The 12,124-nt window shown below is 70.3% G+C and carries 12 protein-coding genes; 8 read left to right on the forward strand and 4 right to left on the reverse strand.

Annotated elements, in window-relative coordinates; translation table 11 throughout:
- The first annotated feature begins 55 nt into the window (after positions 1–55).
- From QFW96_RS27445 to QFW96_RS27465, 5 genes are all read left to right on the forward strand, one after another.
- On the forward strand, positions 56–1,066 hold the full coding sequence (locus QFW96_RS27445) for an ABC transporter permease (protein ID WP_281458639.1): 1,011 nt from the start codon (positions 56–58) through the stop codon (positions 1,064–1,066).
- 6 nt (positions 1,067–1,072) lie between these two features.
- Entirely contained in the window at positions 1,073–2,005 is a 933-nt protein-coding gene (locus QFW96_RS27450) for an ABC transporter permease (RefSeq protein ID WP_281458640.1), read from the forward strand.
- 12 nt (positions 2,006–2,017) lie between these two features.
- Positions 2,018–3,013 (forward strand): ABC transporter ATP-binding protein, encoded by a 996-nt coding sequence (locus tag QFW96_RS27455; RefSeq protein WP_281458641.1) that lies wholly within the window; start codon positions 2,018–2,020, stop codon positions 3,011–3,013.
- A 73-nt stretch (positions 3,014–3,086) separates the two neighbouring features.
- On the forward strand, positions 3,087–4,136 hold the full coding sequence (locus tag QFW96_RS27460; RefSeq protein WP_281458642.1) for an ABC transporter ATP-binding protein: 1,050 nt from the start codon (positions 3,087–3,089) through the stop codon (positions 4,134–4,136).
- A 78-nt stretch (positions 4,137–4,214) separates the two neighbouring features.
- Positions 4,215–4,394, forward strand: a complete 180-nt coding sequence (locus QFW96_RS27465) for a hypothetical protein (protein ID WP_281458643.1) — start codon at positions 4,215–4,217, stop codon at positions 4,392–4,394.
- A 5-nt stretch (positions 4,395–4,399) separates the two neighbouring features.
- Here QFW96_RS27465 and QFW96_RS27470 read toward each other — a convergent pair whose 3' ends face one another.
- Positions 4,400–5,299, reverse strand: a complete 900-nt coding sequence (locus tag QFW96_RS27470) for an EamA family transporter (protein ID WP_281458644.1) — start codon at positions 5,297–5,299, stop codon at positions 4,400–4,402.
- Positions 5,300–5,371: 72 nt separating this feature from the next.
- On the opposite strand from QFW96_RS27470, the gene QFW96_RS27475 reads away from it, so the two are divergent.
- Positions 5,372–6,316 (forward strand): LysR family transcriptional regulator, encoded by a 945-nt coding sequence (locus QFW96_RS27475; RefSeq protein ID WP_281458645.1) that lies wholly within the window; start codon positions 5,372–5,374, stop codon positions 6,314–6,316.
- On the opposite strand, the gene QFW96_RS27480 is transcribed toward QFW96_RS27475, so the two are convergent.
- Positions 6,306–7,964 (reverse strand): hypothetical protein, encoded by a 1,659-nt coding sequence (locus QFW96_RS27480; RefSeq protein WP_281458646.1) that lies wholly within the window; start codon positions 7,962–7,964, stop codon positions 6,306–6,308. The genes QFW96_RS27475 and QFW96_RS27480 overlap by 11 nt on opposite strands.
- Positions 7,961–8,170: a hypothetical protein gene (locus QFW96_RS27485; RefSeq protein ID WP_281458647.1), complete on the reverse strand. Its 210-nt coding sequence runs from the start codon at positions 8,168–8,170 to the stop codon at positions 7,961–7,963. Before QFW96_RS27485 ends, QFW96_RS27480 begins: the two co-directional genes overlap by 4 nt.
- A 544-nt stretch (positions 8,171–8,714) precedes the next feature.
- Between QFW96_RS27485 and QFW96_RS27490 the strand changes: the two genes are divergently transcribed.
- Positions 8,715–9,347, forward strand: coding sequence for a DedA family protein (locus tag QFW96_RS27490; RefSeq protein ID WP_281458648.1), 633 nt, complete (start codon positions 8,715–8,717; stop codon positions 9,345–9,347).
- Between the two features lie 52 nt (positions 9,348–9,399).
- Here the strand turns inward: QFW96_RS27490 and leuA are convergent, their stop codons facing one another.
- The gene (leuA, locus tag QFW96_RS27495; RefSeq protein ID WP_281458649.1) at positions 9,400–11,193 is read right to left on the reverse strand and encodes a 2-isopropylmalate synthase; all 1,794 of its coding nucleotides are present in this window, start codon (positions 11,191–11,193) and stop codon (positions 9,400–9,402) included.
- A gap of 252 nt (positions 11,194–11,445) precedes the next feature.
- On the opposite strand from leuA, the gene QFW96_RS27500 reads away from it, so the two are divergent.
- Complete coding sequence (locus tag QFW96_RS27500; RefSeq protein WP_281458650.1) at positions 11,446–11,796, forward strand: hypothetical protein; 351 nt, start codon at positions 11,446–11,448, stop codon at positions 11,794–11,796.
- The last annotated feature ends 328 nt before the right edge of the window (positions 11,797–12,124 follow it).

Consider the following 12,124-nt stretch of genomic DNA (forward strand, 5'->3'; position numbering starts at 1 on the left):
GCCGCCCCCCCCCCCCGACGCTGCGGATCGCTGACTTGAACACGGGGGTTTTCGCGTGCTCCGCTTCACTGTCCGACGGCTGGCGCAGCTGGTGCTGGTCGTCTTCGTCCTGTCGATGCTGCTGTTCGCCTGGCTGCGGATGCTGCCGGGCGGGCCGGTGTCGGCCCTGCTGGGCGACCGCGCCACACCGGCCGCGCGGGCGCAGCTCGAGAAGGACCTCGGGCTGGACCAGCCGATCTTCGTGCAGTACTTCAAGTTCCTGGGCCGCGCCGTCACCGGCGATTTCGGCACGTCGACCGGGGTGCAGCGCGGTGACTCCGCGCTGGAGGTGTTCCTGACCCGCTTCCCGGCGACGCTGGAGCTGTCCGTCCTGGCGCTGGTGCTCGCGGTCGCCATCGGCATCCCGATGGGATACCTGGCGGCCCGCAAGCGCGGCGGCTGGCTGGACAACCTGAGCATCACCTGGTCGCTGGTGGGCGTCGCGGTGCCGGTGTTCTTCCTGGCGTTCCTGCTGAAGTTCGTCTTCGCCATCGAGCTCGGCGCGCTGCCCGCGTCCGGGCGGCAGGACTCGGCGATCAACGCCACCCGGGTCACCGGCTTCTACATCCTCGACGGGCTGCTGACCCGCGAGTGGGACGCCTCCTGGAACGCGTTCGTGCACCTGATCCTGCCCGCGATCGCGCTGTCGACGATCCCGTTCGCGGTGATCTTCCGGATCACCCGGGCCGCGGTGCTCGACGTGATGGACGAGGACTACGTGCGCACCGCGCGCGCGAAGGGCTTGGGCCAGATGGTGATCCGGCGGCGCCACATCCTGCACAACGCGATGCTGCCGGTGGTCACCACGATCGGCCTGCAGACGGGAGCGCTGCTGGCGGGGGCGGTGCTGACCGAGCGGGTGTTCAACATCGCCGGCATCGGCCAAGCCGTGGCGATCGGCTTCGAGCGCAAGGACTTCCCGGTGCTGCAGGTGGTGATCCTGGCGTCGGCGATGGTCTACGTGCTGGTCAACCTGGTCGTCGACCTCTCGTACGCGTTGATCGACCCCCGACTGCGGACACGGTGAGGGACGATGGTGCTCAACACGCAGCGCAAGGACAAGCTCGACGCGCTGGCGGACACGGCCTCCGACGCCGGGGTCAGCCTCGCCGCGTCCGCGTGGCGACGACTGCGCCGCAACCCGGTCTTCATCGTCGGCGCGCTCGTCATCGTGGGGTTCGTGCTGCTGGCCCTGCTGGCTCCGCTGCTCGCCCCGCACGACCCGGCGCAACGCCTGCTGGAATCCCAGGTCTCGCGCGCGGAGAACGCGATTCCCCCGGCGCAGCCCGGTTTTCCGCTCGGCGGTGACCAGTACGGTCGCGACCTGCTGTCCCGGTTGCTGCTCGGTTCGCAGCAGACGCTGCTGGTGGCGGTGCTGGCCACGGTCATCGGGCTCGGCGGCGGGCTGGTGCTCGGCCTGCTCGCGGGTGCGTTCGGCGGCTGGGTGGACGCGGTGGTGATGCGCATCGCCGACGTGATGCTGTCGGTGCCGTCGCTGCTGCTGGCGGTGTCGATCGGCGCGCTGTTCGCCGAGCAGACCCAGTTCACCGTGATCCTGGCGGTGGCGATCGTGCAGATCCCCATCTTCGGGCGCCTGCTGCGCGGCACGATGCTGGCGCAGCGGGCCAGCGACCACGTGCTGGCGGCGCGGGCGCTCGGGGTGAAGGAGAGCGCGATCGTGTTCCGGCACATGCTGCCCAACGCGCTGGGGCCGGTGATCGTGCAGGCCACGCTGGTGCTGGCGGTGGCGATCATCGACGCGGCGGCGCTGTCGTTCCTGGGTCTGGGCGCGGCCGACGACTCGGTGCCGGAGTGGGGCCAGATGCTCGGCGGCGCGCAGGACATCATCGACTCGCATCCGCAGCTGGCGTTCTGGCCCGCGGGGTGCATCATCCTGGTCGCCTTCGGCTTCACGCTGGTCGGCGAGTCGCTGCGCGACGCGCTCGACCCGAAGCGGCGCCGGTGAGGGGAGAAGGCAATGGCACTGCTGGAAGTTCGCGACCTCTCCGTGGTCTTCGCCCGCAAGGGCGAGCCGCCGGTGACCGCCGTGGACGGGATCTCCTTCGACGTCGAGCCGGGCAGGACCGTGGGCCTGGTCGGCGAGTCCGGCTGCGGCAAGTCGGTGACCTCGCTGGCGATCATGGGTCTGCTGCCGGCGCGCGGCGCGGAGGTGTCGGGGTCGGTGACCTTCGACGGCACGGATCTGCTGACGCTGCCGAAGAAGGAGCTCGACGCCCGGCGCGGCAAGGACCTGAGCATGGTGTTCCAGGACCCGCTGACCTCGCTGAACCCGGTGGTGCCCATCGGGTTGCAGGTCTCCGAGGTCATCGAGCGGCACCGGGGCCTGCCCCGCAAGGAGGCGATGCCGGAGGCCGAGGAGCTGCTGCGCAAGGTCGGCATCCCGGACCCGGGGCGGCGGTTGAAGGAGTACCCGCACCAGCTCTCGGGCGGGATGCGGCAGCGGGCGCTGATCGCGATGGCGCTGGCCTGCAAGCCGCGGCTGCTCATCGCCGACGAGCCGACGACGGCGCTGGACGTGACGATCCAGGCGCAGATCCTGCAGCTGCTCTCGGACCTGGTGGCCGAGACCGACACCGCGCTGATCATGATCACGCACGATCTCGGCGTGGTGGCGGGGTTGTGCGACGAGGTGAACGTGCTCTACGCCGGTCGCGTGGTGGAGCGGGCGGCGCGGCACGAGCTGTTCGCCCGTCCCAAGCACCCCTACACCTCGGGCCTGCTGGCCTCCATCCCTCGGCTGGATTCGCCTCGCGGGCAACGGCTTTCGCCGATCGCCGGGTCGGTGTCCGACAACATCCCGTGGGACACCGGGTGCGCGTTCTGCCCGCGCTGCCCGAACGCGATCCAGGTGTGCGAGCAGGAGACGCCGGAGGTGAGCATCGACGCGGGGGCGAGGCTCCTGCGCTGCCACAACCCGGTCCGCGAGCCGATCTCGAACAGCGTGGAGGCCTGATGAGCGACAATCTCTCCCCCGGCGCTCGTGCAAGCCGACCGGGTGCGGGTGTCCCGCAGAACACGGAGGCGTCATGAGCGAGGACGTGCTCGTCGATCTCGACGACGTGCAGGTGCACTTCCCCATCAAGAAGGGGGTCGTGCTCGACCGGACCGTGGGGCACGTGTACGCCGTCGACGGCGTCTCGCTGACGATCCACCGCGGTGAGACCTACGGTCTCGTCGGCGAATCCGGTTGCGGGAAGTCGACGTTGGGGCGCGCGGTGCTGCGGCTGGAGAAGCCGACGGGCGGGAAGGTCGTCTTCGACGGCACCGACCTGTCCGGCATGAAGGGCGAGAAGCTGCGCACCATGCGACGGCGGATGCAGATGGTGTTCCAGGACCCGCTGTCCTCGCTCGACCCGCGCCAGTCCGTCGAATCGCTGCTGGTGGAAGGCATGCGGGCGCACGGCATGGCCGGTGACAAGGCGGCGACCGACGAGCGGCTGCGGGAACTGCTCGACGCGGTCGGCCTGCCGCCGACCGCGCTGCGCAAGTACCCGCACGAGTTCTCCGGCGGTCAGCGCCAGCGCATCGGGATCGCCCGGGCGCTGTCCGTCGGCCCGGACCTGGTGGTCGCCGACGAGCCGGTGTCGGCGCTGGACGTGTCGGTGCAGGCGCAGGTGCTCAACCTGCTGGAGGACCTGCAGGAGGAGTTCGGGCTGACCTACCTGGTCATCGCGCACGACCTCGCCGTGGTGCGGCACATCGCCGACCGGGTCGGCGTGATGTACCTGGGCGGCATCGTCGAGGAGTCCACATCGGACTCGCTCTACGCGCAGCCGCTGCACCCGTACTCCAAGGCGCTGCTGTCGGCGGTGCCGGTGCCGGACCCGCGGGTCGAGGACGGCCGCGAGCAGATCCTGCTCACCGGCGACCTGCCCTCGCCCGCGAACCCGCCGTCGGGCTGCCGCTTCCACACCCGCTGCCCGTGGCGGCAGGCGGAGCGCTGCGACACCGAGCGCCCGGCGCTGCGCGAGCTCGAACCGGGGCACCGGGTCGCCTGCCACTTCGCCGAGCAGATCCGCGACGGCGAGATCCAGCCGCACGCGGTGTCACCTGAAGAGGCCGTAGCCACGGCCTGAGAACCAGGGGTTTCCCGCGAACCGTTTCCCCCGCGGCCGACGTCCACTTAGGATGCTCCGCTGGGGAAGGGAGGTCCCGTGGTGCGGTACAGCAGCGCGCTCCGCTGTTCGGCCTGCGAGCAGCGGGCGATCCTGGAGCGAGCCGTGGCGGCCAAGCTGGTCGCCGAGTCCCACCAGGCGCTGGTGCTCTACGACTGCCCGGTCGGCAACGGCGTCCACGTCAGGAATCCGGGGTTCGAGAAGAGCCCCACGGCCTGAGGGCCTCACACCGGCACGGGTTCCGGTTCCGGTCGTCGCCGGGCGATCCGCATGCTGCCCAGCAGCACCCCGGCGACGACCACCGCGCCCGCGGCGAGCTCGAACGGGTGCGGCCGCTCGCCGAGGAGCAGCCACGCCGTGCTGAACCCGACCACCGGCACCAGCAGCGAGAACGGCGCGACCGTGCTGGCCGGGTAGCGGCCGAGCAGCGTCGTCCACAGCCCCGACCCGATGATCGTGGACAGCAGCGACGTGTAGGCGAGGCCGCTGAGCGCGGCGAGCCCGGTGGGGGAGTCGAGCACGCCGGCGAGCGCGCTCCAGCCGGTCGTCGGCCCCTCGAACAGCGCGGAGGCGGCGAACATCGGGACCGGCGGGACGATCGAGATCCACAGCGACAGGTGCAGCGGGTTCGGCGCTTCGGCCTTGCGGCTGCACAGGTTGCCCAGCGCCCACGAGAACGCGCCGCACAGGGTGATCAGCATCGGCAGCAGCGTCGCGGTCTGCGCGCGGTGGAAGCCGATGGCGATCATGCCCAGCACGGCGGTCGTGATGCCCAGCACCTGGACCGGTGTGAGCTTCTCCCGCAGCAGCAGCGCGCCGAGCAGCACGGTGAACGGCGCCGAGCTCTGCTGCACCAGCGAGGCCAGGCCGGTGGGCATGCCGATCTTCATCGCGACGAACAGGAACGCGAACTGCAGGGTCCCGAAGAACAGGCCGTAGCCGATCAGCCAGCGCCACTCGACCCGCGGGAACGGGATGAAGAACAGGATCGGCAGCAGCACCGCGAAGCGCAGTCCGGCGAAGAAGAACGGCGGGAAGTGCCCCAGCCCCTGGTCCAGCGCGATGAAGTTGCCACCCCAGAGGACTGCGACGACCACCGCCAGCAGGCGATCTCGTGCGGTCATACCGATCAGCCTGCGGTCGGCGTCTGTGAAGCACAAGCAACACTATCCGCAAGTACTCTGTAGGATTCCTCTATGGACGTTCGCAGGCTGAGACTCCTGCGGGAGCTGGCCGATCGCGGCACGGTCACCGCCGTCGCCCAAGCCCTGTCCTACACGCCGTCGTCGGTGTCGCAGCAGATCCGGGCGCTGCAGGCCGAGGTCGGGGTGCGGTTGACCGAACCGGCCGGCCGCGGCCTGCGCCTCACCGACGCGGGCCGGGCGCTGGCCACGCGCGCCGACGAGGTGCTGGCCGCCCTGGACCGGGCGGAGGCCGAGCTGGACACCTACCGCTCCACGCCGCGCGGCGTCGTGCGCGTGGCGATGTTCCCGTCGGGAGCGTTCCTGCTGCTCCCGGGCCTGCTGCGGCGGCTCGCCGAGCACCCGAAGGTGCGGCTGGAGGCGCGCGACATCGACATGACGCCGTCCGAGGTGACCCGCCTGACGGCGGATTTCGACCTCGTGGTCACGCACCGGGACGACCAGGCGGAGCCGCACGACGGCGAGCGGGTGGCGGTCACGCCGCTGCTGCGCGAGCCGCTGGACGTGGCGATGCCGCCGGGACATCCGCTGGCGGGTCGCGAGCGCGTCGAGCTCACCGAGCTGGTCGGGGAGCCGTGGCTGAGCGTGGACATCGGGTTCCCGGTCGACGACGTGCTGCGCTCGTTGGCGGTGCGCACCGGGGTGCGGCCGACGGTGGTGCAGCGGATCAACGACTTCCGGGTCACCGAGGCGCTCGTCGCCGCAGGTCATGGCATCGCGCTGCTGCCGCGCTACACGATCGACAGCGCTCAGCTGGTGATGCGCCCGCTGGCCGGGGTGCGCGCGGGCCGCAACATCGAGGTCGTCTCCCGCAAGGGAGCAACCGAGCGCCCCGCGGTCCAACTCGTTCTCGACGCCCTCATCGCGGAAGCGCGCTCCCGGACAGGGGACAGTTCTAGTGAGAACTGTCCGGGCAAAACGGACATGATCACGGGGTGATTCGAGGAAAAACCGTCCCCTGCGGCGGTGCGTTCTCCGCGGCCCAGCGGCAGATCGCGCCCAGCTCCGCCGAGTGCTCGGCGAGGGTGTCGTCGACGATGCTGACGACGGGGAGGTGGCCCTCGCGCGCGACGTCGGGTGGCCTGGGGATGAAGCCCTTCTCGTGGACGCCCGTGCTGCCCGGGCCAGGGGCGCCTTCGGCGAGGTGGCCGGTGGTGCGGGCGTAGCGCGAGAGGACGCGGGGTTTGCGCAGGTCGCGGTCGGTGCCGAACCACTGCTGGCTGAGCGGGAACAGCCCGCTGAGCGCGTCCCACCAGCCCTCGGCGGCCAGCACCAGGCCCGGATGACGCCGGCGCAGCTCGGCGACCAGCAGCCGGTACCCGTCGAACACGTCGTGGCGGGGGTCGTCGAAGTAGTAGCCGACGGTGTCCAGGAACGCCGCGTCCACGCCGAACTCGTCCACGATCGCCGAGATCGACTCCACCAGGTGCGCGCGGAACCCCGGCTCGCCCGGGTTGAGGAACACCTGGTCGCCCTCGCCCGAGCGGTCCGAGTCCCAGTCGGGGCGGTTGAGCAGCTCCGCGTAGCGGTCGGTGTCGTTGCGCATCACCGCCCGCTCCCAGTCCGGGTACTGGACGGCGTTGGCGCCGTGCCCGCCGAACATCGGCATCAGCCGGAACCCCAGCTCGCGGGCCGTGCGGGCCAGCTCGGCGAACCCCTCGTCGCCGCCGAGATCGGGTCCGGGCCGGTAATTCGGGTAGGCGTAGTAGTAGCGACCCTCCCAGCCGGGCAGGTAGGCGAGCGCGCGATGCGGGTCGATGTGCCGGGCCACGAACCGGAGGGCCTCGCTCATCTGCGCGAACGTGTTGAACACGTGGCCGGTCCAGTGCTGGCCGTGCAGCGTGACGACCAGCGCGACGTCGCGCAGCCAGTCCGGCACGTCGGTCCGCGACTCCCACGGCACCAGCCCGTGCGCCCGCTCGGTGAAGCTCAGGTGCTCGTCCAGGTCGGCGTCGACGTCGGCGTCCGGCCGGAACCGGATCTCCGGGACGCGGCAGGTCGTCTCCCGCGCCGAGGCGGCGGGCACGTGCACCAGCTCCACGATCGGTTCGGGCGAGTGGGCGGGGCGGTTGACGTGCAGGACGTGCCTGCGCACCTGCGGGTCGCGGACGCTGAGCGTCGAGCAGCGCGGCTCCTCGCCGACCGCGACCCACGGCGTCGCCCAGTCCGGGCTCGGGTGCTCCAGCTGGAACCGCTCGTGGTGGAGCTGCGAGCGGCCGGTGTTCGGCGCCCACCAGCCCTCGGCGAGCCGGTCGGCGGGCAGACCGCGCAGCAGCAGCTTGACGGCCTTGATCGGCTCGTCGTGCCGCGCCGTGATCGCCCAGGTCAGGGCGCCGCCCTCGGCTCGGACCTCGACGTCGACCGCACCGGCGTCGACGGTCCGCTGCTGGCCCAGCGAGGCGTAGCCGGTGCGCACGCGCACGCGATCGACCTCGACGAGCGGTTCGGCGGGGCGGAGGCCGTAGCCGTTGGTGGTGGTGAACACCTGCACCGACCAGCGCGGCCCAGCGGGCGCGGACCCGGGAGCGGGAGAGGGGAAGAGCGGATCGCGGGGATCGAAGGAGAGATCGGTGTCGATCAGGCTCATCCCGGCACCGCGTAGCCGAGCGCCTTGTCCACCAGGTCGGCCAGGCCCTCGGCCTCGTCGGCCGTGAAGATCAGGGTGTCGCCGGGCGGGAGCACGATGCCGACGCGGTCACCCATGACCAGCACGGTCACGTTCCCGTCGCCGCTCGTCGTGGCGCACTCCAAGCGCCACCGCAGCTGCTCCGTCGGATCTTCGGTCGGCCACATAGCCACATCACTGAACCGTGCAGACCGACGAACATCAAGTTTCGTAGACCGTTCGAGTGAGCCCCGGGACCGTCAGGCAAGCACCGCAGGTGCTTTCGCAGTACCCCACCTGAGCAACCGGCACCGCCGCGGGTTCAGACCACGGAGAGACGAAAGAAGAAAAGGAGAAGCGGCTTCGGGTGCCCCGACGTGTCCCCCGTCCTTCTCCCGGAGGCCGCTTCTCCTGATCCAGTTACCCCAGGGGTGACGCCTGATCCCCTGACATCCCCTCGACGTGCTTCCATCGTGCCGGTTCTTCCCGCTCGGCAATACCGACTTTGGTCGAGTGAATACCCCGATTTAGCGGGTGGTGATCGCGTGTTCCGGGTGGTCCGTGCGGCGCAACCGCCCCTTAGCCCGTTCGGGCAGGTCCTGGTCCGCTGTGTCCTGTTGCCGCTGTTATGCCCGTGACCGGCGATTTTCCGCCACCCCGTGCCCGGCGGCGGTCGGGTTCGGGTCCGTACCCTTGGCGGAAGCCGAACTGCTCCTGTCCCGACCAGAACGGATGTCCATGATCGAGTGGCTGAACACGATCCCCGCCGGGGTGATCTACCTGATCGTTGCCGGGGTCATCGGGCTGGAGAGCGTCGGCATCCCGCTTCCCGGCGAGATCCTGCTGGTCAGCGCGGGTGTGGCTGCGTCGCACGGGGTGATCAACCCGGTGCTGCTGGGCAGCTTCGCCGCGCTCGGGGCGATCGTGGGCGACTCGATCGGCTACGCCATCGGCAAGCGCTTCGGCCGCCGTCTGCTGACCTGGCTGGGCACCAAGCTGCCCAAGCACTTCGGCCCCAAGCCGCTGGCCCAGGCGGAGGGCCTCTTCGAGCGCTGGGGTGCGTGGACGGTCTTCGGCGGCCGGTTCGTGGCGCTGCTGCGCATCCTGGCCGGACCGCTGGCGGGCAGCCTCGGCATGCCCTACCGCAAGTTCCTGCTGGCCAACGCCACCGGCGGCATCGCGTGGGCGGGTCTGGTGACCGCCCTGTCGTACGCGTTCGGCCTGGTCGCGGGCCAGTGGTTCCACCGCTTCTCGTGGATCGGCCTGGTCATCGCGGTCGCCTTCGCCTGGTGGAGCACCCGCATCATCCAGAAGCGGGTCGAGCGCGCGGAGCGCCAGGAGGAACCGGAACCGGCCCAGAGCTGACAGCAGAACACCCCCGGCGCCGCGAGCGCCGGGGGTGTTTCCGTCAGAGGGGTCAGCGGGAGGCGCGGTTGGCGGCCGAGACGACCGCCTGCAGCATCGCCGCGATGGTGGAGGTGTCCACGCCGACGCCCCAGAAGACGTCGTCGCCCACCGCGCACTCCAGGTAGGCCGCCGCGCGCGCGTCGTCGCCCGCGGTCAGCGCGTGCTGGTGGTAGTCCAGGACCCGGATGTCGTAGCCGACGGTGGTCAGCGCGTCGACGAACGCCGAGACGGGACCGTTGCCGCGCCCGGTGATCTGCCGCTCGTCGCCGTCCACCACGACCGTGGCCGTGATCGTCTCGTTCCCGGCCTCACCGGAGGAGCTCTGCCGGACCAGCTTCAGCGGCGCGGTGGCCTCCAGGTACTCGGCGGAGAACGCCGTCCACATCGCGGCCGGGCTGACCTCGCCGCCCTCGTCGTCGGTGTGGCTCTGCACCGCCTTGGAGAACTCGATCTGCAGCTTGCGCGGCAGCTCCAGCTGGTGCTCGGTCTTCATCACGTACGCCACGCCGCCCTTGCCGGACTGCGAGTTGACCCGGATGACAGCTTCGTAGCTGCGGCCCACGTCCTTGGGGTCGATCGGCAGGTACGGGACCTCCCACGGGTGCTCGTCGACGTTGACCCCGGCCTTGTCGGCCTCGGCGCGCAGCGCGTTCAGGCCCTTGTTGATGGCGTCCTGGTGGCTGCCGGAGAACGCGGTGTAGACGAGCTCGCCGCCCCACGGGTGCCGCTCGGCGACCGGCAGCTGGTTGCAGTGCTCGACGGTGCGCTTGACGTAGTCGATGTCGGAGAAGTCGATCTGCGGATCGATGCCCTGGCTGAACAGGTTCATGCCCAGCGCGACCAGGTCGACGTTGCCGGTGCGCTCGCCGTTGCCGAACAGGCAGCCCTCGATGCGGTCGGCGCCGGCCTGGTAGCCCAGCTCAGCGGCGGCGATGCCGGTGCCGCGGTCGTTGTGCGGGTGCAGCGACAGGATCACCGAGTCGCGTCGGGCCAGGTTGCGGTGCATCCACTCGATGGAGTCGGCGTAGACATTCGGGGTGGCCATCTCCACGGTCGCGGGCAGGTTCAGGATGACCGGCTTCTCCGGGGTGGGCTGCCAGATCTCGGTGACCGCGTCGCAGACCTCGACGGCGTAGGACAGCTCGGTGCCGGTGTAGGACTCCGGCGAGTACTGGAAGCGGAAGTCGGTGTCCGGGTACTTGCCGGCCAGCTCCAGGGCCAGTTCGGCGCCCATCTTCGCGATCTTCTTGATGCCCTCCTGCTCCTCGCGGAACACCACGCGGCGCTGCAGGATCGACGTCGAGTTGTAGATGTGCACGATGGCCTTCTGGGCGCCTTCGAGGGCCTGGAAGGTGCGCTCGATCAGCTCCGGGCGGCACTGGGTCAGCACCTGGATCCGCACGTCGGAGGGGATGGCGCCGTCCTCGATGATCTCGCGGACGAAGTCGAAGTCGGTCTGGCTGGCGGCCGGGAAGCCGACCTCGATCTCCTTGAAGCCCATCTGCACCAGCAGCTCGAACATGCGGCGCTTGCGCGCGGGCGACATCGGGTCGATCAGCGCCTGGTTGCCGTCGCGCAGGTCGACGGCGCACCACAGCGGGGCCTGGGTGATCCGCTTGTCCGGCCAGGTGCGGTCGGGCAGGGATACGTCCTCGACCAGCTCGTGGAACGGCTTGTAGCGGTGGAAGGGCATCGAACTGCCCTGCTGCGGGTTCCACGACGGCTGTCCGGCGGGCGCGGGCTTGGCGGGTTTGCGCACTCGTCCGGCGAAGGGGGCCTGCGCGTCGGGGGTGTTGCTGCTCATCAGAGGGGTTCTCCTGGTCGCTTACCGGTTCACGGACTCGAGGTGAGACCGGCGCGTTCGTACCCCGCGACGAGGGGCCGGTCTAGGAGACCCCGTCGCGGCGGCGAAGCAGGAGAACGCGAGCCACGGACCCAGGCTAACCGCATCAGGGGCCCGCAGTGCAAGCGCCCGTTCCAGATGCTGGGAGGTCCGGGGCGCGCCCCGCGTGAAGGACCCTCCCGGAACGGCCCGGTCTCGTGCCACACTGATCTCGTGACCGAGGACGTTCGTGCGGGTGCCCGCGAGGGCGGTGTGCGGCGCGCTGACCTGCGACGCGGGTGGGGGCGCTTCGTCGACGTGCTGATCCAGGTGGTCCGCTGGGCGGGCCTGGTGTGCGCGGCGCTGCTGGCGATCCATGTGATCCTCACCATCGGCAGCGCGAATCCGGACAACGGGATCACCCGTTTCGTGGCCTCCGCGGCCGATCCCCTCGCGCTCGGGTTCCAGGACCTGTTCACCCCGGCCGACCCGCAGCTGGCGGTCCTGCTCAACTACGGCATCGCCGCGGTCTTCTGGCTCGTCGTCACCTCCCTCGCCACCAAGATCCTCGCCGCGCTGCGCTGAGGTCGGCAGAGGGAAGTTTTCATGAAAACTTCCCTCCCCACGGGGCCACCACCAAGACGAAGTTCTCATGAAAACTGTCCCCTCCCAACGGGGAGAAGTCCGAAGTGGACGTTCTTGGGGAGGCTCCTGACCTCGTGGGTCACCTCTCGAAAAGGAAGTTTTCATGAAAACTGCGCACGTCGACGAGGTGTCGTTCGAAGGGGAGGTTTTCATGAAAACTTCCCTCGCCCATGGACGTCGGGGGTGGGTGTGACCGACACCGTCGTGTGATCCCGGTGGTGGAATCAGGGTCGTGATCGCCGGAGCTGGGAGGATCGGGCGTGTACCC

The organism is Saccharopolyspora ipomoeae, assembly GCF_029952525.1.
Taxonomy (GTDB): Bacteria; Actinomycetota; Actinomycetes; order Mycobacteriales; family Pseudonocardiaceae; genus Saccharopolyspora; species Saccharopolyspora ipomoeae.

Excerpts from the sequence above, each read along its gene's own strand:
- QFW96_RS27450 (WP_281458640.1), top strand. The coding sequence starts at position 1,073 with ATGGTGCTCAACACGCAGCGCAAGGACAAGCTCGACGCGCTGGCGGAC.
- QFW96_RS27455 (WP_281458641.1), top strand. The coding sequence starts at position 2,018 with ATGGCACTGCTGGAAGTTCGCGACCTCTCCGTGGTCTTCGCCCGCAAG.
- QFW96_RS27460 (WP_281458642.1), top strand. The coding sequence starts at position 3,087 with ATGAGCGAGGACGTGCTCGTCGATCTCGACGACGTGCAGGTGCACTTC.
- QFW96_RS27470 (WP_281458644.1), bottom strand. The coding sequence starts at position 5,299 with ATGACCGCACGAGATCGCCTGCTGGCGGTGGTCGTCGCAGTCCTCTGG.
- QFW96_RS27475 (WP_281458645.1), top strand. The coding sequence starts at position 5,372 with ATGGACGTTCGCAGGCTGAGACTCCTGCGGGAGCTGGCCGATCGCGGC.
- QFW96_RS27480 (WP_281458646.1), bottom strand. The coding sequence starts at position 7,964 with ATGAGCCTGATCGACACCGATCTCTCCTTCGATCCCCGCGATCCGCTC.
- QFW96_RS27485 (WP_281458647.1), bottom strand. The coding sequence starts at position 8,170 with ATGTGGCCGACCGAAGATCCGACGGAGCAGCTGCGGTGGCGCTTGGAG.
- QFW96_RS27490 (WP_281458648.1), top strand. The coding sequence starts at position 8,715 with ATGTCCATGATCGAGTGGCTGAACACGATCCCCGCCGGGGTGATCTAC.
- leuA (WP_281458649.1), bottom strand. The coding sequence starts at position 11,193 with ATGAGCAGCAACACCCCCGACGCGCAGGCCCCCTTCGCCGGACGAGTG.